The following is a 23,179-nucleotide window of genomic DNA, read 5'->3' on the forward strand; positions in this document are numbered from 1 at the left end:
GCCTGAACCAATTGCAGAGCCTGAACCAATTGCAGAGCCTGAACCAATTGCAGAGCCTGAACCAATTGCAGAGCCTGAACCAATTGCAGAGCCTGGCGGAAATGATTCTCAATTGACTATGACGGCGGATGATCCTCGCACGTTATTGCGTTGCCCGCCACAGGAGCTGACTGGCGAGTGGACGCCAGACAAATGGGATTATTGGCTACAGACCGCTCGCGAGGCTGAGAGCTTGGCGCAAGACGAGCTAGCATTGGCGCGTCAGGGTATGATGACTGGGCTGTGTAATGGCAAATCGACCTTTGTGACCAGTGTGGACAGCCGCCATTTACAAGCCACCTTTCAACACTTAGCGTCAAAACTGCAGCAGCAGTTTGAGCAAGCCGAGATCGACCTAAAAATTGACAGCAGTGTCATGCAGGCTGAAGACAAGACCCCAGAGCGCCGTCAACAAAAGCGTATGGTGCAAGCAAAGTCACTGGCAGAAACCAAATTGCTTAACACTCCTGTGATGCAGTACCTACTCGAGCGCGGCGAAGGTAAAATGGGTAAGGTTCAGCTATACTAAACAGTCAAATTTTTTTATATTAAAACCGATTAACAGTCTATATAGCTACTAGACACAATTGCTATCCAAAAATATCAAGGTGATGATTGCTATCGCCTTGATATTTTTGTTTTTATTAAGGGTGACGCGCCATTTTAGATAAAAAAGGATGGTATTTAATCACTGTAAGGCAAATTAAAATTCGTTATAATGGTTAAGTTATATTAAAAAACCAAATGCAGGTTAGGTGAGAATATGTTGGATAATTTACGCGGTATGGCTGTGTTCGCTAGTGTGGTTGGACATGGCTCCTTTAGTGGCTCAGCTCGTGAGCTTGGTATTACAACCAGTGCAGTCAGTCAGCAAATCCGTTCATTAGAAAACGAGCTGGGTGTGGTGTTATTGCACCGATCTACTCGAAAGCTTAGCTTAACAGAGGCAGGCGAGAGTTTTTATGAAGCGGCAAAAGATGTGGTCAGCGCGGCCGAGCAAGGGCGCATCAAAGTCAATCAATTGCGAGATGAGCTTGCTGGTAGCTTGCGAGTGGCGACCACCCCTGAGCTGGGCGTCAATCATATTTTGCCTGCGCTCTCGACATGGATGGCCGCCCACGATGACTTGAGCATTACCTATTTGGCAGACAACCATTATATCGATATGATCGACGAGCGTATTGATATTGCGGTTCGTATGAGTCCATCCATCAATGACTCGAGCCTGAGTAGCCATCCATTGACTGATGTACGCCAGATGCTGGTTGCCTCACCACAGTATTTGCGTCAGCATGCCAAAATACAAAGCCCAAAAGACCTCAATGATCACCAGCTGATCTGTATCGAAATCATGAAAGACGCCAATCAAATTGATCTGATTCAGACAGAAACAGGCAAAAAAAACCGCATAAAAATGAACTCTCGTATCTATACCAATAACGTCTTTATGGCGACGACATTGGCCAAAGAAGGCCACGGTCTGGTGCGAATGCTGGAGATGGATGTTAAAAAAGAGCTAGAGAGCGGCGAGTTGGTAGAGGTGTTGACCGGTTATCAGCTGCCAAGCTTTGTGCTATATGCCGTTACTTTAAATCGCGAACAGCAGCCTGCAAAAATAACCCGTTGTCTTGAAGTATTGAAGAAGTATTTTCATGCCAACTAAAGCGCGATGCATCATCAGTGCGATGATGGCTTTATCATAAAAAAGAGCCTATAGATTTCGATTATCTATAGGCTCCTTTTTTAACATATCACAATCAATTATTTTAGTAATCAATGATCACTGATGGTCTGAGGCCGTGTTTTATCGCTTTACCATGAGGACTTTAATAGCTCAATCAAACGATCAGCGACCTGTGCACTCTCATCACGTCTCATATTTAGTGGCGGCAGTAAGCGTATCACGTGGCCACCCGTGACGTTGATGATAAGCTTTTGCTCATCGCGTGCACGATTCACCAGCTGAGTACAGTCCATGTCTTCAGGTAACACGACACCGATCATCATACCTGCGCCGCGCGCACTGACGCCATACTGTCCTAGTGCATCGACTAGCGTCTCACGGATGAACTGCCCTTCGGTGACAGCATTATTCATGATGTCAGTATTAGCGAGTACATCATAAACACTATGCACCACACGACTTGCCAGCGGTGTACCGCCGTAAGTTGAGCCATGGCTGCCCGCGCCAAACAGCCCATTGGCACGGCCACGTACCATACAAGCACCTACAGGAAAGCCATTTCCCAAGCCTTTTGCCGTCGTCAAGACATCAGGGCGGGCATTGCTGTGCTGATAAGCGAAGTATTTGCCAGTACGGCCATTACCTGTTTGTACTTCATCGAGCATAAACAGCCAGTTGTGAGCATCACATTCAGCCTGTAGTGCTTCTAAATAACCAAAGCCATTTGCGGCGGTATTTAGACCACCTTCTCCTTGAATAGGCTCTACCAAGATAGCGCAAATCTCATCGTGTTTTTGCGCGGCTTGTTTGATGGCTTCAATATCGCCGAAGGGCACACGGATAAAATCCTCATCTAAAGTGTAAAATCCTTCGCGAGCCTTTGGGTTGGCGGTGGCTGACAACGATAGCAATGTGCGGCCATGAAACGACTGCTCCATGACGATGACTTTTGGACGGGCAAAGCCTTGCTGGTTGGCGTATAAGCGTGCAAGCTTTAAAGCGGCTTCGTTTGCTTCAGCACCGCTATTGGCAAAAAACACACTGTCCATCTGCGCGGCGGTGCATAGCGCTTCTCCAGCGCGCTCTTGCCAATCGATACCAAATAAGTTGCTGGTATGAACCAAAGTCGCGGCTTGCTGCTGAATGGCGTCTGTCACTTGTGGATGGCAGTGCCCTAGGCCACAAACGGCAATGCCCGTTAGCGCATCTAAATACGGGGTATCGTCCTTGGTATACAGCCAACTGCCTGAACCACGAGTAAAGCTGATTGGTTGACGGTTATAAGTGGGCATCAGGTAAGTTGCAGACATAGTAAACATCCTTAAGATGATAAGTGAGTAAAAAAGTAAGTGTTAGAGTTCGTCAGAAAAAGGCGTGGTTTCTGCAGGTAAGGTGTATTCTTCGTTTGCCCAAGCGCCTAGGTCGATCAGTTTGCATCGACTGCTACAAAATGGCTTGTACTTATTGTCTTGCCAAGCGGTCTGCGTGCCGCAGCGGGGGCAAGGATAAGTCTTGGGGCGCGTACTTGGATTACTTGAATTGGCTGGATTGGAGGTTGATTCGGTCATAGTCGGTATACATGCATCCTTAAATTGATGATTATCAGCTTGGCAAGCGTGTGGGTCAGTCATAAGCTGATTGAGGCCAGTCTAATGCTACTAAAATGCGTCCTCAGTCTGCCGAGTAAACGACAAATAGCAAAAAACGTCTAAATATTTGCTAGACCAGATAGCATGAAGGTATCAGTGCTATTTGCTTGATGGTTATCTATCTCAGTTTTATCGCTTTTTTGATAAGAAGACATTCCCAAAACAGGGAGGTGGGAAGCATGACTTGCCAGCGTTATATTACTATTGTCGCGGATTGACTATATAATAGCATGTGGCCGAATAATGGCAAAAGACAAATGCTTTAAGGATAGTAGATGACCGAACATATCGAGCTTACGCACCGACAGCAGCGTGCCTTTCAACCAAACAAGCTCTCAGCACCGCGCAGCTTTTGTATTCCTCCAATCATACAACAAACGGCAAACCCTGCGCCCTTACTCTTAGAGATTGGAGCGGGGAAGGGCAAGCATGCGCTTAGCTTCGCCGCCGAGCACCCAGACCAGCACTTGATTGCCATTGAGCGTACGCGCAACAAATTCGATGCTTTTGCAAAACTGGCCGAGCGCCAAGCATTGCCGAACCTAGATGCGATACATGCTGATGCGATCGCCTGGATTGTCCATGCGATAGAGCCGAATAGTATCGCCAAGATCTTTATTCTGTACCCCAATCCTGAGCAGCATAACCCCAATCAGCAGTGGTTAAACATGCCGTTTTTTGAGTTTTTATTATCACGTTTGCAGGTAGGTGGAGAGATCATATTGGCCACCAACATTGAGAGCTATATGGATAATGCCGAGCAGCAGGCGACGAAAGTATGGTGCTTACCCAATGAGCGCTACAAGGTACCACAAGATAGCCAGCGCACGCACTTCGAAGTGAAGTATCTGGCGCGCGGTGAGATATGCTGGGAGCTCTGTATGCGTAAGCCTGCCGGCTACAATACCAGATTTGATCAATGGCAAGCGAATCTAAGTACTCATAAAAGTTAAGAATAGCCTAAGCAAAAATAGAGAGCAAAGCCTAGATAAGCCTAGAAGGCTAAATAAACTATATAAAATAGCCTAAGCAAATAAAATTACCTAAAATAAAACCGCCTCCAAAAGAAGGCGGTCAAAAAAATGGTGCTTAAATTTAAGCAAAAAATCGCTAAAATTATAAATAAGGCTTTACCAATTTATCAGAATCAGTATAAGCATCTAGTACTGTCAAAAATGTATAGGCACCAATAAACTTACGACTGATAAACATGAACTCTTTTGGTGGTAAGTTGAATTCAAAAGACTGCATAGCACGACTAGCCTTTGATGAGAGGCGAGAATGCAATTTACTATTTGCCCAAATATAGCGGCTGTCAGCATCTAGACATTCCGCTGGAATATCAGGGTTGGTCGCAGGATTGCTAAAGGGTTCTGTGGCCAATAGGAATAGAGCAGCGATATCAGATTTGACCTTTTGACTCATGCTATCAAAGAAGTCATAACCAGTCATGGCTCGCATCATGGACTGATGGTCATGGTGATAGCCAGCTTTTAGTAAACCATGAGCGATGCTCAAGAGGTGATTGTCAAACTGACGTATCGCGCCAAAATCCAACAACACCAATTTGTCGATATCGTCTTCGTTTTCACTAACGCGTACCAGATAGTTACCGAAGTTGGGATCTGTCTGCATCTCACCCCAAACAAAAACCTCTTTCATCATGATTTCGATAGCGGCTTGACCAATGGCGTTACGGCGCTGATGCGACAACTGTTGCAGCGATGTAGAAACCACTGTGATTCCTGGCTCATAGGACATGCACAGCAGACGTTTTTTAGAATACGTGCGATTGATTTTGGGTACGATATAACGTGGATCATCTTTTAGACGCTCATAAAAACGCTCTGTCGTGGCCGCTTCTGCTTCGTAATCTACCTCATGATGGAGTAGGTCGCGTATCTCCTCAAACCAAGCATCAAGCGCTCGCGTTTGCGGCACGATGTTACTAACCTTTAATAACTGTTTAAACAAAGCCAAGTCTGAGTTGATGGCATCCGCGACACCTGGATACTGGACTTTTAGCACGACTTGCTCACCTGTGGCAATGACGGTGGCACGGTGTACTTGAGCCAAAGACGCTGTACCGATAGGGGTCGGATCAATCGCCAGCTCGCTTATTTTATCACCCAACACTGTATGAAGCGTTTGCTCAATCGTTGGCCATGATAGTGTGGCGGTATCATCATTGAGCGTTTGCAGCGCACGCGTAATCTCGGGAGGCAGTATGTGCTCACCATATATTGCGAGCATCTGGCCGATTTTGACCACGGAGCCTTTTAGTTTGCCAAGCTCGGTAGCAAGATAGTTTGCTTGTGTCTCCATAAAGGCTTGGTTGCGTGCGGTGCGTGCTTCTTTATTTAAAAACATACCAGACACGCTGTTGCCCGCCCAACGACGCCCAATATTTAAGGAGGTTTTGGCAATCGACATCCGGCGCTCAAACCCTGAGGTTTTTAGGTTATCGATAGAGTGCTTGGTACTAGAGGGTTTAGACGTATCGTGTGCCATAAATATAATCATTCATCCGGTTGCTATTGATTTGCGGGCATAAAACCTACAATACAAGGGACATGCGATGGTCGGTACAAAATTGTATCATAGAAACCGCCTTGGGTTGATGAAGCGATGCGCTCTGATAGCAGTTACTTTGTAAGCTCAGTGCATGGTGTTAGTCATCACAGATTCAGCGATGCAGCATAAAGAAAATCAGATCTAGTATGACACTAGATCTGATCAGAGTTACGATAATAAGCTAAAACAGTAAATGTAGTAGGCTAAACTTGGCCCACATTTATCGCCATTTTATGAGCGGCTGTTTTCGCGAGCGATAGCATGATGACCAATATCACGGCGATACTGCGCCCCATCAAAACTAATCGCACCAGTGACTGCCAACGCCGCTTGCTGCGCGTCCGAGATGTTATCTGCCAAGGCGGTCACGCATAGGACGCGGCCACCGTTGGTCACGACTTCTTTTTGATGATTGGCGTTTTGATCTTGCGCCTCTGCGTCAGAAAACGCGGTGCCAGCATGGAAGACTTTGACTGAGCTGGCATTGTCGGTATCAAGCTTTGGCAAGCCTGCAATGACATCGCCTTTCGATGAGCTTTCAGGATAGCCTTTAGAGGCAATGACGATACCAAGGGCAGGGCGCGCGTCCCATTTGGCAGCACTAGGCAGCTGACCCGCCAGCCCTTGCGCGACCAAGTCGACCATTGATGACTGCAGGCGCATCAAGATTGGCTGAGTTTCTGGATCACCAAAACGGCAGTTGAACTCGATAACATAAGGGTCGCCTGATTTGTCAATCATCAGACCAGCATATAAAAATCCGGTATAAGGATGACCTGCAGCTTTCATGGCATCAACCACAGGCTGAATCACTTTTGCCATTACTTTATCATGCACCGTTTGGGTGACGACGGGGGCAGGAGAGTATGCACCCATGCCGCCAGTGTTGGGGCCTGTATCACCTTCATAAGCGCGTTTGTGATCTTGGCTGGTCGCCATAGGTAAAATGTTGTCACCATCAATCATACAAATAAAGCTGGCTTCTTCGCCCTGCAAAAACTGCTCAATTACCACGCGGCTGCCAGCATCGCCAAACTTGTTGTCCGCCAGCATATCATCGATGGCTTCGTAGGCTTGTTCGATCGTCTCTGCTACGATAACGCCTTTGCCTGCGGCCAGACCGTCTGCTTTGATGACAATCGGCGCGCCTTGCTCATCGATATAAGCTTTGGCAGCAGCGGCATCGGTAAAGCCTTGATAGGCGGCGGTTGGGATGTTGTTTTGCGCCATAAATTCTTTGGCAAAGGTTTTTGAGCCTTCTAGCTGCGCGCAATATGCCGTCGGCCCCCACGCTTTGATACCAGCATCGCGGCAAGCATCGACGATGCCTGTGACCAGCGGTGCCTCGGGCCCAACGATGACCATATCGATGGCGTTGGCTTGACAAAACTCAATCACACCGCTGTGCTCGCCATTGGTGTCATCTAATATGACATTTTGGCACTTAGGCTCTAGCGCAGTACCTGCATTACCTGGTGCGACGTAGACATTTTTGACAGTGTCGTCTTTTGCACATTGCCATGCCAGCGCATGCTCGCGGCCACCTGAACCAATCACCAAAATATTCATCATACATTTTGCCCTTAGTATTATTGCCTTTAGTATTCGCCGTGTTCAGCAAGAAATGTGAATCATTGACGCACTGTTAAATATACTGCCGTATTCTAACAAAAAAAGCGCAGCGATTGCCATGAGTATCCGCCCGCCAGCCTATATTGCACCATCTGAGTCCAAAACCACTGACTGTCTTATTAGTAAAGGTTATCGACATCGCGCTGATTCATGAAATGATGTTGTACACTTTAGCTGATGCCTGAGGTGCGTTAAACTGCCATAGATTAACGGTGTTAAGTCTGACCGGCTCTATGTTTTTAAACAGACGCGTCAAAAAGGAGAAAATCCACACAAATCAGATAGAAAAAACGATAGCGTTATGGACAGCGAAATAGCACAGATTAATAAATTCAAATAAATATCAGTATGCTACATATATAAAAAAGGACAAAGGACATGCCAAACTCTCTGAATATCGCCGAAGAGCGCATCAGCCAGATAAGCGATATCGCCACCAGTTATGTACAAAAGGATAAATCGTCATTCGATCGCTTTATTCATAGCTATTATCAGCCTCTCCATCAAGAGACGGCAAAGGCTATCAGCAATGCTGACTTAGCTGGCATGGCGCTTCATCACTTTACTTTGCTCAAAGCTTATGATGGCAGCAAGCCGCAATTGTCAGTGCTCAACCCAAAGGCCGAAGAGCAGCATTTTCATAGCTCACATACCGTCATTCAAATCGTCGCTTATGACCGCCCGTTTTTGGTCGACACGATTTTGATGAGTCTAGAGTCCGAAGGTATCGATGTTCATCGTACGTACAACATCATTATCAATGTCGAGCGCGACGCTGAGGGCAATCTCACTCATATTCATAACGCGCATGAAAGCGCCACTTCGCACCTATCGATGATTCATTGCGAAATCGCCTATCAGGACAGTGAAGACTTGGCCGCCCTCCAGCAAATGCTACTAAATAAAATCGACACACTCGATACAGTCGTTGGCGACTGGAAACAAATGCGTGCGCAATTGATGGAAGTCAAAAATGAGCTGGCTTGCAAGCCCTTGCCGGAGGTGTTTTATTCTCAGCAAGAGATTCAGGCGTTTTTAGAATGGATATTGGACGATCATTTTATCTTTTTGGGCTACCGCGAGTATCGTCTGGAGGGCGGGCAAGCCATCGAGGTAGATAGTGTCGATAATAAGGACAACGTCAATTCTCATGATAAGCCTGCGGACTTAGATTTGTTTGCGATCGGCAATAGTGGCCTTGGGCTACTGCGCGGCGCGGAGGAAGACAAGCTATCAGAAAGCTTTAGCCAACTGCCCACCGTCCTAAAGCAGCTACTGACCGAGCCGCGCGTCTTGATGCTGTCCAAATCAAGCCGCGTCTCGCCTGTGCATCGCCCTGTTTATATGGACTTTTTGGGTATTCATAAGTTCGATGACAGCGGCAAGCTGGTCGGTGAATATCGCTTTATTGGGCTACTGACCTCACAAGCCTATCAGCTCACTGTGCAGCAAATACCGCTACTGCGCGAAAAAGCCAATAAAATTATGGCAATGGCGGATCTACCGCGCGATGGTCACGCCCATCACAAAATGATGCATGTCATCAACACCTTGCCTCGCGATGATCTGTTTCAAGCCAGCGTAGAAGAGCTCTATCCTATCGTCTCTGGCATCAGTCAGCTACAAGACAAAAAAAGCCTACGCTTATTTAGCCGCGTCGATCATTATCAGCGCTTTGTCTCCTGTTTGGTCTATATCCCGCGCGATAAGTTCAACACTGAGCTGCGTATCAAGGTGCAAAACGTCCTAAAAGAAGCTTATGGCGGCACATCATCTGGCTTTACCACGGAGTTCAACGAATCGGCCCATGCCCGCGTACACGTCCATGTGCGCACCGTGCCAGGTCAAGTAAAAGAGGTCAATACCGCCGCGTTTGAAGACAAGCTCTCAGCGCTGATGCAATCTTGGAGCGACAATTACCAAAAAATGCTGCTAGATAATGTCGGAGAGCAGCAGGCCAATGCCTTAAACCGCCGTTTTATGAGCCATATCCCAGCTGCGTATCAAGAGCGTTTTGATGCGCGCACTGGTGTGGAGGACATCAAACGCTTGGCGGGCTTGAGTGATGAGCAGCCGATGATTTGGCACCTATACCAATCAACAGGCGACGCTAGCAATCAGCTACACTTAAAGCTCTACGGCCGCGAGCAGCCAGTTATCTTATCAAAAGTACTGCCTATCCTTGAGAATTTTGGGGTGTCGGTGATATCGGCGCAGACATATGAGTTTGACTTGCCAGAGCAGCCCATCTGGATGCAAGAGTATGAGCTAATGCTCGAACACGTGGATGCGGTCAATATGCAAGTGGTGCGCGGTCAGTTTGAGGACAGCCTTAAGCAGATTTGGGCAGGGCGGGTCGAGAGTGACTCGTTTAACGAGCTGGTGCTCACGACCAAGCTAGATACCTTTGATGTGGTGGTGCTGCGCGCCTTATCACGCTATATGGTACAAGCTCGTGCGCCGTTTTCTAGTACCTATATCCAGCAAACGGTGGTCAAAAACAGTGACATCAGTGTGGCACTCGGTAGCCTGTTTGATGCGCGCATGAACCCCAAGCATGATGATGAGAGTCGCGTCAAAAAAACCGCTGAGATCGAAGAGCAGATCTTATCAGCGCTGGCCGATGTCGATAGCCTCGATGAAGACCGTATTTTGCGTTGGTATTTGGATCTCATCAAAGCGATGGTTCGTACCAACTTCTATCAAACCGATAGCGAGGGTCAGCGTAAAGACCGCTTGTCGTTTAAGTTTTTGGCAGCCGATATCCCCAATCTGCCCAAGCCTAAGCCCATGTTTGAAATATTTGTTTACTCGCCGCGCGTAGAAGCGGTGCATCTGCGCGGCGGTAAAGTGGCACGCGGCGGTCTGCGCTGGTCAGATCGTATGGAAGACTTTCGTACCGAAGTGCTCGGCTTGGTCAAAGCGCAGATGGTCAAAAACGCGGTGATTGTTCCTGTCGGCTCCAAAGGCGGTTTTATCGTCAAGACCAAAACCATGGCTGATGGCCGCGATGCCTTCCAAGCAGAAGGGATTGCCTGCTATCAGACATTCCTGCGCGGTATGCTTGATGTCACCGACAATATCGTCGATGGAAAAATCGTTCCACCAACCAACACCGTGCGTCATGACGAAGATGATCCGTACTTGGTCGTCGCCGCTGACAAAGGCACAGCAAGTTTTTCTGATATTGCAAACAGCTTAGCAAGCGAGTACAACTTTTGGCTCGATGATGCCTTTGCCTCTGGTGGCTCGGTTGGGTATGATCACAAAGCTATGGGTATCACCGCCCGCGGTGGCTGGGAGTCGGTCAAGCGTCACTTCCGTATGCGCAGCATGGATATCCAAAACCGCGATGACTTTACTGTGGTCGGTATCGGTGATATGAGCGGTGATGTATTCGGTAACGGCATGCTCAGATCCACCCATACCAAGCTGGTCGCCGCCTTTAATCATCTGCATATCTTTATCGACCCCAACCCAGACACTGCGACGTCGTTTGCAGAGCGTGAGCGCTTGTTTGAGATGCCGCGCTCGACGTGGGATGATTATGACAAATCGCTTATTAGCCAAGGTGGCGGCGTGTTTTCGCGTACCGATAAGAGCATCCCTATCAGTACTGAGATGAAAGCGCTGTTTGATATCAGCGAAGATAGCTTGGCACCCAATGAGCTGATCAGCGCATTACTAAAGTCACCTGTCGATCTGATCTGGAACGGCGGTATTGGTACCTATGTCAAAAGTGAAAACGAGACGCACGCCGATGTCGGCGACCGCGCCAATGATGCTGTTCGGGTCAATGGTGGTGAGCTGCGCACGGCGGTCGTCGGTGAGGGCGGCAACTTAGGCTTTACCCAGCAAGGGCGTATCGAGTACGCACAGACGGGCGGGCGCATCTATACCGATGCGATCGACAACTCAGGCGGGGTCAACTGCTCAGACCATGAAGTCAATATCAAAATATTGCTTGGCAAAGTCGTTGAGCAAGGTGATATGACCCTAAAGCAGCGTAATGAGCTGCTAGAGTCCATGACGGATACCGTGGCCGAGCTGGTACTGCGCCAAAACTACCTACAGCCCCAAGCGATTGAGCTCAGTCATATCCGTGCAGCCGCCAACTTAAGCGATCATCAGCGGTTTATTCAAATGCTAGAGGGCGAAGGTCGTCTGGACCGCGCTATTGAGTATTTACCATCGGATGAAGAGATTGCTAAACGCCAAAAAGCTGGGGTAGGCCTTACCAATCCTGAGCTGGCAGTCGTCTTAGCGTATGGAAAAATGTGGGTGTATGACAACTTGCTATTGTCTGATTTGCCAGATGAGCCATATTTTATCAATGAGCTACGCAAATACTTCCCTGATGAGCTGGCGACGCGTTTCTTTGATGAGATGACCCAGCACCGCTTGCACCGTGAGATCATCAGTACCTATCTGACCAATAGTGTGGTCAACCGGTTGGGTATCGAGGCGCTGTTCCGCCTGTATGAAGAGACGGGGCAGTCACTGGCAACCATCGTGCGCGGTTACGCCATCAGCCGTGATGTCTTTAATATCTCCAAAGCATGGAAAACGCTTGAAGTGTTAGACAATCAAGTGGATGCCACGTTGCTATTAAATCTAGAGCTGCGTCTGCGTGATGCACTAGAGCATGGCGTGGTCTGGTTCATCAATGCCTTTGGTCAGGACTTACAAGTCGCTGATATGATTGGCCGCTTTAGCGACAGTGTGGAAAAACTGACCAAATCTGGTGGGTTTATTGAGCAGCAATTTGCCGAGTATTTGCAAGAAGATGCCACAAGCTTGATGCAAGAAGATTTGGCCGAAAATGATGCGACGATGTTTGCGATGTTGCCATATCACGTGGATGCGCTAGATGCAGCATTGCTCGCTGAGCAATATGAGCGCCCTGTCGATGAAATCGCCACATTGTACTTTGAGGCGTATCATGTCTTGCAGCTCGATTGGATGATGGATAATATCGCCACCTTACCACAGCAAGACTATTGGGATCGCCGCGCGCGTCATGCGTTAGTCAATGAGCTGTCACGCAGTTTGCGTATGCTGATGGATGCGATACTCTCAAAACCAGATGCCAAGCAAGCCTTTGGTGAATGGCGCTCGCGTCATCTAGATCAATTGGCAGCGATTGAGGCTGAAATGGATAAGCTTGACGCCATCGATGGTGACATTAGTTTATCAACGTTGTCCGTGCTGATGAGCGAGTTGAGTGGCTTGGTGACAAAATAGGCTATTTGGTAAAGGATGGACACAGCAGTCGCTGCTATCCTTTATCATTCTCTTATTATTTATAACATCATAAAAGAAAGAGTGATAAAGGGGAGGTCATGAGTACACATATCTTTAGAACCATTAGAAATTCAGTCAAACACTGGTATATACCGCTTATCGTTGGGGTGATTCTCATTGGGTTGGGGGTTTATACTTTTGTTTCGCCAGAAGCGTCTTATTTAGCACTGGCTTTATTATTTAGTCTCTCGTTTCTGCTTTCAGGCATATTTGAGATCGTGTTTTCTATCGCCAATAAAGACGTGTTAGACAACTGGGGCTGGACACTGGGCTTTGGTGTTTTGACCTTGGCCGTTGGTATATTGCTGTTCATCAACCCCGCCATCTCTATGATCACTTTAGCGTTTTATGTCGGGTTTTTAATTCTATTTCGTTCTATTAGCGCCATCGGTTATGCCGTTGACTTGAAGCGCTATGGCATCTCAGACTGGGGCGTGTTGATGCTGATCGGGGTGTTGGGATTAATATTCGCTTTTTTATTAATCTGGAATCCTATCCTCTCTGGCATGACGGGGCTTATTTGGACAGGTTTGGCGTTAATCACTAGTGGTGTTTTTAGTGTTTATTTTTCATTCAAGCTCAAAAAGCTGAATGATCTGCCCAATAAAATCTCTGATAGACTGCGTAATCAGATAGAGTTGGTGCAACAAGAAATTAATGAAGAGTTAAGAAGATAACCCGAAAACAGTCTTATGTTTTAAACCAAAGCCACCGCTAATGATTAGCGGTGGCTTTTTATTGGTTGAACTTAGTTGAGTTCACTCAGGGTTAATAAGATGTTTTAAACGCAGCATTTTACCTTGCTTTTCAAGCCATACCTCATCTGCGTCATCACGACAACTGTTAAATTGTGGCTCTAATACGACATTGCCTTTATCATTGATCAGACCAATCTTGCCAGCCTGTTTATAGATATAGAGCTGATGATATAACAGCTTTTTAATCGGGGCGTCTGATGAGAGAATCAGTTTGCCATTGGCATCAATAATTTGGGCACTCTCGATATCATCTTGAATATCCTCGCTCATGCCCTCTGCGGTACTACCAGCGACCAAAGTACTGCGCAAAAATAATGGCACCTCACCATAACTGTTAAACAACTCAATGTGTTGGTTGGTTGCCAGTGGAATGATGACATCGTTATTTTGATCAATAAGTGCCGTTTTATCTTGTGAGCTGACTTGCATATATAAGGGGTCACCAGTACAAGTATTTAACGGATTAATTGCATCGTACTGCGGCATCACTGCCCAATACCCTCTATCATCCAGCAGCCCTGTCAGTCCTTTATCATCAGTGATTGTAAAGAAGTCTTGATCATAATCAGGGTCGTAATGCGCATGCTGAATACGAGCATCAGCTAATGGATAAATCCAATTACCATGCCGATTGATAATGCCTTGTTTGGTAGTATTGCTGGCATCGTCTGAGGTGTGAAGACTGACGATAAAGCTGGTGGCAATATCTGGCTCGATGTGAATTTCATCATATTCAAAAGGCACGATAATCTCGCCAGCAGCATTTGCCACACCATGTTTACCTTGCTGTTTGGCCAGTAAATAAGTATCCATTACTATATACGCATCGGTGAGACTGTCTAAGATAACGTTGCCGTTTAGGTCTTGTAGCTGCTGCGACCCATCGGCTTGTTCAGTCAGTTTGCCAGCGAATTTAACATTGTTTTCGATACGCTCAAAATAACTGTTGGGTAAATAACCGGCACAGCTGATGGTGGCGTGAGCAGAAGTGAGCATACCGAAAGCGATCATAAAAGAAGCACACGCTGTTTTGAGGCTCATGCTTTTGATGGATAAGCGATCATCCTTGTTGGCTTGAGTTGGTGTTGCACTCATTTTAAAACCTACTATAAATTGCTGGTGTGTGGCTTAATGGCCAAGATGATAGCAGCCTTGTCCGCTGATTTGGCTAAAGCCGCCTGAGAGTTTTTCGACTTTGATTTGCGTCAAGATACGATCCTTTAACGCCTGTACGTGGGAGATGATTCCGATCAATTTACCTTCTTGCTGCAAATTGGTTAAAGTGTCGAGTGCGATATCAAGTGAGTCTTCATCAAGCGTACCAAAACCTTCATCCAAAAATAACGAATCAACGCGGATATTATGACTGGCCATTTGCGACAGCCCAAGTGCCAGTGCTAGGCTGATGATAAAGCCTTCGCCGCCGGAGAGGTTTTTGGTGCTACGAACCTCACCGCCTTGGTAGTTGTCAATGACATTCAGCTCAAGCGGGTTGCTGTCGTCGTGAATCAACAAATAACGGTCGCTCATTTTTTGCAATTGCGTATTGGCATGGCCAATCATGACTTCAAACGTTAGGCCTTGGGCAAAGGTACGATATTTTTTGCCATCAGCCGAGCCAATTAACATATGCAGCTGTTGCCATACTTGCAGCTTTTGTCTTTGCTCATCAATGGCGATCCGCTGCGCCGCTTGTGCACTTTTTTGCTGCTCGTTGTCTTTAAGCTTTTGATCAATGGCACCGATTTTTTGGTTTAATTCGTCGATATCTGTTTGTATCTGCTGATATTGGTCAGCAAGGAGCTCTCGGCTTGCATCCGTCATAGGCGCAGCAAGACTTTGCGTCAGTACTTGCTGCGTACTGTCCAACTGCAGCTGAGCTTGATGCAGCGCAGTATCGATCGCTACTTTACGTCTATGTAGGGCGTCACGCTCCTCTTTGGGCAAGCGGGCTTTGACAAAAGCGGCTTCATCGACAAAATCGGACGCTGTGAGTAAGTCTGTAAAGATACTTTGCTGCGTATTCAGCGTGGTCGTCGCCGACTGTAGCTCTGTTGCTAGTTGCTCCTCTCTACTCTTTAATTGTTCTAATGCCTGTTGTACGGTATCTAGCTGTCTTTGCGCTACTCTTTGCTTATCTTTAGCAGCATCGACAGCATTGCGTAATTGAGTCTCTTCATCATCTGTATCTTTATCTGCAAAAATCTCTGTTCTATCTTGTTTTAATTGTTCGATGGTCTTGGTCTTATGAGCAATTAAGCGCTCTAGCTCGTTGAGCGCTGTTTCATCACTGTGCAGCTGTGCTTGCTTGGTTTCAATCTGCGCAGTCAGGCCGCTCAAGGTGTTGCTCAGCTGCTGTTTGCTGTTTTTTTGCTCATTGAATTGTCGTTTTAACTGACTTAAAGCGCTGCGCTGTTGTCGCAGTTTCTCAATATGACGGTCATATGCTGCGCTGTCTATTACGGTTTGCTTATCAAAACTATGACCCAGCTGCGTAAGTGCGTCAGATAAGTCTGCCGTATTGAGCGCTGTGGTTAAGTATGCTTTATGTTGGTCCATGGGATACTTATTTACCAGGGCTGAAATGGTGCTCAGCAGAGGCGTTAATTCTGAGAAATTAGCAGTGATCTTATCTTTTATCCCATTAATTTTTTGTGAGTTAAGCTTAATGTCAGTTGTCAGGTTGTTAATGTCATGACTGACCGCTTGTTGCTTTTTTTCATCAGCTTCAATAGCCGTACTGAGTTTTGTCGCACTTTCAGTTAAATTGTCATATTCGATTACTATGGTTTTAAGAGACTGTTTATGTTCAGTTAGATCGTGTTTGGCGGTATCTAATAAGAATAAGCTAGGCTCTAGGTTCGCAGTAACCGCATCAATGTTATCGTTTATCTGCGTAAGTGGGTCGATAATTGCTGCGATTGCTTCAGAGTGATTGTTTTTAGTCTCAAATAGCGAATGTAGGTCAGACTGGATATCCTCATGTAAGGTTTTAGATTGTTGCTGTAGTGGCGCCAGTTGTTGCTGCTGGTTATTCAGCGTCTGTTTTTTAGTGGCATATTCGATATTGTGTTTTGATAAAGCTTGCTCAAGGTTATCAATAACGGTCTCTAGTTCCGCTATTTGCTGCTGTGTTTGTTGCGTCTTAGAGGGTTTATGTTGGCTGGTATCCTGGTGACTGCGGTCTAATAATGGATGATGCTTACCATAAGGATGTTCAGTGGCGCCGCAAAGCGGGCAGGGCGATCCATGTTCAAGCTCTGCGATGTAGTCTTCAAGCTTAGCGACCTTTTGTAGTAGACTCAGATGCTCTTGCTTCTCTTGCCGCTTGAGTTTGGCGTCTTGAATGTCTGATCGATGATCAGCAATGAGTCCTTCTAAGGTCGTTAATTCTTCATTGAGCGTCGGTAGTGAACGTTTGGTATTTTTGATTTGGCAGGCAAGATCGGACAGCTGCTGTAATTTAAAGCTGGCTTGGGCAATCTGGGTGTTGATTTGGTCGACTTGCTCCTGCTCAAAGCGCATACTCGCAAGCGATTGTGCTTCGACAAGTGCGGCTTGCTGCTGTTGTACGCTGGCAAGTTGCTCGCGTTGCTTGGTTATTAATAAACTATCTGAATCTTGTTGCTTAGACAGCTTATCGAAATCAGCTTGTAGCTGGCTGGCTCGATGGTCATACGCAAGTTTATCCGTAGTCAAGCCGACATTATCTTTTAGCAGCGTCTTTAGTCGGCCACAGCTGCTATCAAAGGTGGCCATGTCTGTATCGAGGTCGTTTAGCTCTTGATAATCATCAAAATACTTTTCTAGACTGCCAAGCTGAGTCTTCGTCTCTTGCTCTGTTTGGCTGTGTCTGGCTATTTCTTGATGTAATCGTTGCGTATTATTGACTAAGTCGTCTTTACGTTGTTTGTCGTTTGCCAAAGAGTGAAATTGCTGTTTTATCTCAGCATCCAATTCGCGTGTCTTTGCAATAACAGGCAGAGTAGTTTGTAGATTATCTGTTGCCTGCTTTTCAATGGTAGTGATATCGTTTAAATGGGTCGTAACTTGTGCAAGCACTGCTTGCTGAGATGGAATATTACTGAGTAATTGATGTTGTTCACTGCTAAGCCGATTGACCGTCTCTCGGCTATAGCCAAGCTTATGAAACTGGCTGTCAATCTCTAAAGCTTTACTGGCCAGCTCCAAGCGTTTGGCCTCTGGAGTAAATTCTATCTGTGCATGCTGTGCTGCGGAAAAATCTTCTTGATAACTCGCAAGGCTCTGCTGTAGCTGCTCAACCTGCTCCAGCCACTGCAGCTGCTCACTTACGGTTTTAAAGCGTTGTCGCTGCTTACTTTGTTGCTGGTTAAGCGCCTCAAGCTCTGCTGCCAGTCGTTTTTCATCCTCAGGACTCAGTAAAGATAGGCTATCCACGCCTGCCTGTAGTTTGCCAAGCGCTTCTTTTTCAGTACGGTGTCTCTCATGGACATTGAGCGATATTTTGGCATAGATGGCAGTGCCGGTGATTTTTTCCAGTATAGCTGCTCTATCACCGATATCCGACTTCAAAAACGCGGCAAAACTGCCTTGAGCCAGCATGATGGAGCGGGTGAACTGATTAAAATCCATACCGATAAGGTCTTGGATATAGGCGGATGTCTTGGATTTTTTTTCTTCTAAAATCTTGCCAGTTTTGACCTCGCTGATCTCATGTCTAACCGGTAATAAGTTACCTTTGGCTTTTTTGTGCGCGCGGTGCTGATACCAGTAGCATTGATAACGTGTAGAGTCGATCTCGATGATGACTTCTGCTGAGCATTCACCCGTACCTTGGGTCATGATCTCGTTGGTTGAACCAGTAATGTCGCCCAATCGTGGCGTTTGGCTATAGAGTGCTAAACAAATCGCATCTAAGATGGTGGTCTTGCCAGCGCCCGTTTGCCCAGTAATGGCAAAGATGCCCTCATTCAGAAAAGCGGGGTCACTAAAATCAATGTGCCATTCGCCTTTTAGGGAGTTGAGGTTTTTTAGTCGCAGTTCAATCAGTCGCATGGGCAGGTCTTATTTTTAGATAGGTCTATAGAGTGGTTATCAAAATGATAGTAAGAAGCAATAAAGCAGTGAGTAGTTGACATGAGCGGCTGTTATTCCGCCTGAGTGTCTTCATGACGCAGGTTATATATGATTTGCTGATAGGCTTCTCGTAGGGCGTTTTTTTGTTCATCTGCGACCTCGTTAAGAAGCAAACAGCGCTCAAACACCTCTTCCTCATCCAAGTCTTGTAGTGTCTCAGAGGTTTGCTGCTGATTTAGCACTTTATTATAAGTACGGGTATTTTTTATTTTTAATACTTCACACGGCAACCCATCTACCATCGCCTGAATATGCTCACGTAACTCGCTGACCAGCTCGTCACCTGTGTAAATCACTTCGAGCCAAACAGACTCCGTGTCATCTAAAGTCTGAGCAGTGCTATCAATCGTCTGTTGGATAGACTGTAGATCACCTGAGATTTGTGCCAATCTTTGGAATTTTGGAATGGGTAGGGAGGTCACTTGCATCTGATTAGAATCATTACGGTACAGCATTTTATTAGTAGTAGCGACATCAATAGGCAGTAATTGATTGTGTTCGTCTTGACTAGCAGAAGCGCTTTCTATGACAGCAACTTTTGCCACCTCATCTTTATTGTCATTGGCCGACGGTTCGTCAAATCCAAACAAATCATCCATAAAGCCATTCGACTGACTGGCTACTTTTTTAGCGGCTTTTTCTACCGATTTTTCAATTGTGGCAACTGTACTGGGGATCTGAGGCACATTGCTTGCAATGGTACGAGCAGCAGTATTGGCGGTATTGTTTGACGTTGGTTTTTTATCATTAAACTCATTTTCTACTGCGCCAAACTGTATGAGCAACACTTGTTTTTGCTGGCGTGCCTCACCAAAACCCATGGCAATCGGCGAACCTGAATAGCGAATAGTCTCACGACCGCCGACTCGCTGCGGGACGTGCAGGTGCCCAAGGGCGACATAATCAAAGCCCTTATCAAACATATCAGCAGAGATCTTGCCGAGTGAGCCGACATAAAGCTCACGTACGCCGTCGTCTTCGGTTGTTGTGCCGCCAGCCGCAAACAAATGCCCTGTGGCAATGATCGGAATATGGCGTTGGTGGGATTTTATTAATTGAGCTTGCTTAGCTTTAGCGATACTTGCCACGTCATCATAATGGGTACGAATGCCTTTGATGACGTTGGCGTCTTTACTATCGGCGGACTCACCAGCGCTACTGCTACGGACATCACGATCACGCAGATAGGGCACAGCGGCGATAATGCAGTGCGGCGCGCCGTCCGTGTCATCTAATACCAAGACCTCATCGTTTAAATCTTCACAAGCGGTGCCAATGACATGAACGTTTAAAAATTTAAGCACATGACTTGGTGCATCCAAAAAAGTCGGGGAGTCATGGTTGCCGGCGACGATAACGATATGCTGGCAGCAGGAGCGTGAGACTCGCCCCAAAAACTCATAATACAGCGCCTGCGCTCGGTTGCTTGGGGTCATGGTGTCAAAGATGTCGCCAGCGACAATCAGTACATCTACGTGTTGCTCGCTAATGGTGGTTTCAAGCCAACTCAAAAACGCTGCAAATTCGTCATAACGCATACGGCCATAGAGCCTGCGCCCCAAATGCCAATCTGAGGTATGTAGGATGGTGAGCGGGTTAGTAGGCATGGATTTGGTATCGGCAGGTATGAGCATAGTTAAGCTTAAGGGTGTTTAATAGAAAGCTGTCATTCTAGCAAGAATTGTTGTGGTTTGCTTTGTTACAAGCGCATAAAAAACCCTGCCAATAACATATTGACAGGGCTATATTATAGTCCGTTCGAAATCAAGCAAACATTATCCAATTACCAATTGCTCTAAGCTTTCTTCTTGCTGAGCAGCCAAATTAGCGACCATAGAGAGCGCATGGGCTTGCTGGTCTATCGGTTTTTTTGCATCTTGGTCCGTGATAGCTGTTCCTGTACGTAACCAATTATCTTCTGTAGCGCCAGTATTTTTATTATGTTTGTTGTACCATGCCAAATCATCATGCAGCGCCACCACATCTCCCATGATAAGTAAGGCGGGCGTGGGCAGCTGGTTTTGTTCTTGCAGCTCCACGATACTCTCAAGTGTGCCAGTTAATACTTGCTGATTGGGCATGCTGGCATTGGAGACGATGGCAATCGGTGTCTCAGACGAGCGGCCAGCGTTTATCAAACCTGTCGTCAACCGTGCCAGCGAATGTAGGCCCATATAGAACACCACGGTTTCATTGGTATCAAGTAAGTTTTCAAACTTCTCATTGGGCGCACCCGCCTTTAAAAACCCAGTGACAAAACGCACCGACTGCGAATGATCACGGTGGGTAAGGGGAATACCAGCATAGCTGGCGGCAGCGTTAGCAGCGGTGATACCTGGTACCACTTGATAAGGAACCCCATGCGCCCGCAAGCTTTCAATCTCTTCGCCGCCACGCCCAAAGATAAAGGGATCGCCACCTTTTAGACGTACCACACGGCGACCTTGTTTGGCGCTATTGATGAGCAGCTCATTGATACCCAATTGCGCTACCGCATGATTGCTGCGTTTTTTACCGACAAACACTTTATCAGCATCGCGGCGGCACAGATCCAATACTTGCGGAGAGACCAGCGCATCATAGTAGACGATGTCTGCTTGCTGCATCAGACGTAGCGCCTTAAAGGTCAGCAGCTCTGGATCACCAGGTCCTGCACCGACGATATAGACCTCACCAACAATAGCAGTATGTTGAGTAGTCGTTAACTTATTTGTTGCTACAGGGGCAGAGGCCGATAGTGATTCTGTACTGTGGTTCTGTGAATGCTGGCTAGTCGTCGTAGCAGGACTATTAGCAGGGCTATGGGCATCATGGACAACGCTATGATTAGTACTGTTTTTAAGCGCTGCTACTGTGCTGTCTAAATCTTTCTGTAACTGCGCAGTGGCCTCACGCTCATTACCGGCAAACATCAGCTCACTGACCTGACCTTCAAAGGCACGCTCCCAAAACTGCCGACGGCCTGTCAGGGTTGGTATTTTACATTTTACCTCGCTACGGAACTCACCAGCCAGCTTAGCCAGTTTGCCATAGCCTTGCGGAATGAGGGTTTCAAGACGTGCACGTAGTAGACGTGCCAGCACTGGTGCTTTACCATTCGATGAAATACCAATGATAATGGGATTACGATCGACGATAGCGGGGAAGATAAAGTCACATAAATGCGGGGTATCAACCACGTTTACTGGAATATTAAGCGCGGTGGCGTCGCTATGCACTTGATGATTGAGCGTCTCATCATCAGTCGCCGCAATGATGACTCGTGCACCTGTCATATAGGATTTATTATAATTTTTATAAATCATCTCGTGCTTATCGTCCGATAGCAAGGCTTGTATCTCAGTGCTGATATCAGGCGCTAGAATGGTAATGGCAGCCCCAGCACGGCTAAGCAAATCTGCCTTACGCAGCGCCACATCACCGCCGCCCACGATCAGTACCTTGCGGTCTTCTAGTTTAAAAAATAATGGAAAGGTGTTCATAGCATCACCAATTATGTATTCAATGTCGTAAAATATGCTTCCATTATGAGGTATCAGGCGCTACGTCTCATGCAGTGAATTGGCATTAGCATAGTCGTTTTTGTCATATTTATTATAGTTTTTGATGGAATGTGGAATAGAGAAGGGAATAGTGATAAGAGCGCTTACGACAAAAAGGCTCTCTTACAAGTGTAAAAGAGCCTTTTAAACAGAGCTTTTTAAACGATGAGTTACGGTAACGCTTGATTATAACTGCGTGTGCAAGCCACACTCGCGGTGCTCTTCTACTTTAGTCGGATCAAAGTAATCAAACTCGTTTGGCAGATGATGCTCAAGCAGATAATCGTCTAAATCGCTATCGGTTTTTTCAAATAACGGCGCTACTTTTAGCACGCCATCTTTTGATAGGCTAAGCACATCAAGACCTTGGCGGAACTCGGTTTGATCCTTGCGAATGGCATTGAACCAGACGTCAGGCTTTAGCTCATCGAGTGCACGGCGAAACGGCTCAAGTTTGACTTGCTCGGTGAACTTGTCGTGCTGCTCGTCATTGACACCTGGGATACCATTCATCGTGACATCACGGTGGGCAGCTGTCTGCTTAGGGATATAAGTAATGACATTGAGGTCTAAATCTTCGATCACCTTATTAGCAAAGCGGTAAGTGGCATCGGTGTTATAACCAGAGTCTACCCACAGTACAGTGATATCAGGTTTTTGTTTGGCGACCAGATGCAAGATAGCAGACTCATATGGACGGAAGTTAGTGGTGATGATTGGGTTTTTCGCTTGCGTCAGTGCCCATGCCACAATTTCTTCTGGTGATTTGCCTTTTAAGTCTTGATTGGCTTGGTCAATGTCTAGGTTTGGGTGTAACTGGCTCATAATACGTTCCTTAAATGGGATGGAGGTAATAAAAATTTAGAGAAAACTTAATAA

At 46.6% G+C, this 23,179-nt stretch carries 13 protein-coding genes and 1 pseudogene; 5 read left to right on the forward strand and 9 right to left on the reverse strand.

The features are described from left to right. Positions 1-568: pseudogene (locus J3491_RS06110) on the forward strand (DNA polymerase III subunit gamma/tau); the annotation flags it as partial. 234 nt (positions 569-802) lie between these two features. Then, positions 803-1,702, forward strand: coding sequence for a LysR family transcriptional regulator (locus J3491_RS06115; protein WP_207969522.1), 900 nt, complete (start codon positions 803-805; stop codon positions 1,700-1,702). Positions 1,703-1,851: 149 nt separating this feature from the next. Here J3491_RS06115 and J3491_RS06120 read toward each other — a convergent pair whose 3' ends face one another. Both J3491_RS06120 and J3491_RS06125 read right to left on the reverse strand, forming a co-directional pair. Continuing rightward, positions 1,852-3,033 carry an aspartate aminotransferase family protein gene (locus tag J3491_RS06120; RefSeq protein ID WP_207969523.1) on the reverse strand — a complete coding sequence of 394 codons (1,182 nt, stop codon included), beginning with the start codon at positions 3,031-3,033 and terminating at the stop codon, positions 1,852-1,854. A gap of 42 nt (positions 3,034-3,075) precedes the next feature. Then, entirely contained in the window at positions 3,076-3,291 is a 216-nt protein-coding gene (locus J3491_RS06125; protein ID WP_075100869.1) for a DNA gyrase inhibitor YacG, read from the reverse strand. A 356-nt stretch (positions 3,292-3,647) separates the two neighbouring features. Between J3491_RS06125 and trmB the strand changes: the two genes are divergently transcribed. Beyond that, the gene (gene trmB, locus J3491_RS06130) at positions 3,648-4,325 is read left to right on the forward strand and encodes a tRNA (guanine(46)-N(7))-methyltransferase TrmB (RefSeq protein ID WP_207969524.1); all 678 of its coding nucleotides are present in this window, start codon (positions 3,648-3,650) and stop codon (positions 4,323-4,325) included. 163 nt (positions 4,326-4,488) lie between these two features. Here trmB and J3491_RS06135 read toward each other — a convergent pair whose 3' ends face one another. Next, complete coding sequence (locus J3491_RS06135; protein WP_207969525.1) at positions 4,489-5,883, reverse strand: ABC1 kinase family protein; 1,395 nt, start codon at positions 5,881-5,883, stop codon at positions 4,489-4,491. Positions 5,884-6,177: 294 nt separating this feature from the next. Beyond that, entirely contained in the window at positions 6,178-7,515 is a 1,338-nt protein-coding gene (gene purD, locus J3491_RS06140) for a phosphoribosylamine--glycine ligase (RefSeq protein WP_207969580.1), read from the reverse strand. A 441-nt stretch (positions 7,516-7,956) separates the two neighbouring features. Here purD and J3491_RS06145 point away from each other — a divergent pair, with 441 nt between their 5' ends. Beyond that, positions 7,957-12,822: an NAD-glutamate dehydrogenase gene (locus J3491_RS06145; RefSeq protein ID WP_207969526.1), complete on the forward strand. Its 4,866-nt coding sequence runs from the start codon at positions 7,957-7,959 to the stop codon at positions 12,820-12,822. Between the two features lie 98 nt (positions 12,823-12,920). Beyond that, positions 12,921-13,559 (forward strand): HdeD family acid-resistance protein, encoded by a 639-nt coding sequence (locus J3491_RS06150; protein ID WP_207969527.1) that lies wholly within the window; start codon positions 12,921-12,923, stop codon positions 13,557-13,559. Between the two features lie 81 nt (positions 13,560-13,640). Here the strand turns inward: J3491_RS06150 and J3491_RS06155 are convergent, their stop codons facing one another. The 5 genes from J3491_RS06155 to J3491_RS06175 all read right to left on the reverse strand — a co-directional run bounded on the left by J3491_RS06155 (position 13,641) and on the right by J3491_RS06175 (position 23,125). Beyond that, positions 13,641-14,735 carry a WG repeat-containing protein gene (locus tag J3491_RS06155; RefSeq protein WP_207969528.1) on the reverse strand — a complete coding sequence of 365 codons (1,095 nt, stop codon included), beginning with the start codon at positions 14,733-14,735 and terminating at the stop codon, positions 13,641-13,643. A 33-nt stretch (positions 14,736-14,768) separates the two neighbouring features. Then, positions 14,769-18,677 carry an AAA family ATPase gene (locus J3491_RS06160; protein ID WP_207969529.1) on the reverse strand — a complete coding sequence of 1,303 codons (3,909 nt, stop codon included), beginning with the start codon at positions 18,675-18,677 and terminating at the stop codon, positions 14,769-14,771. Between the two features lie 92 nt (positions 18,678-18,769). Then, entirely contained in the window at positions 18,770-20,392 is a 1,623-nt protein-coding gene (locus J3491_RS06165) for an exonuclease SbcCD subunit D C-terminal domain-containing protein (protein WP_424108350.1), read from the reverse strand. A gap of 141 nt (positions 20,393-20,533) precedes the next feature. Then, complete coding sequence (cobA, locus tag J3491_RS06170) at positions 20,534-22,240, reverse strand: uroporphyrinogen-III C-methyltransferase (RefSeq protein ID WP_207969530.1); 1,707 nt, start codon at positions 22,238-22,240, stop codon at positions 20,534-20,536. Between the two features lie 246 nt (positions 22,241-22,486). Next, positions 22,487-23,125 carry a phosphoadenosine phosphosulfate reductase domain-containing protein gene (locus J3491_RS06175; protein WP_207969531.1) on the reverse strand — a complete coding sequence of 213 codons (639 nt, stop codon included), beginning with the start codon at positions 23,123-23,125 and terminating at the stop codon, positions 22,487-22,489. Between the last annotated feature and the right edge of the window lie 54 nt (positions 23,126-23,179).

This window comes from Psychrobacter halodurans (assembly GCF_017498075.1).
GTDB classification, from domain to species: domain Bacteria; phylum Pseudomonadota; class Gammaproteobacteria; order Pseudomonadales; family Moraxellaceae; genus Psychrobacter; species Psychrobacter celer.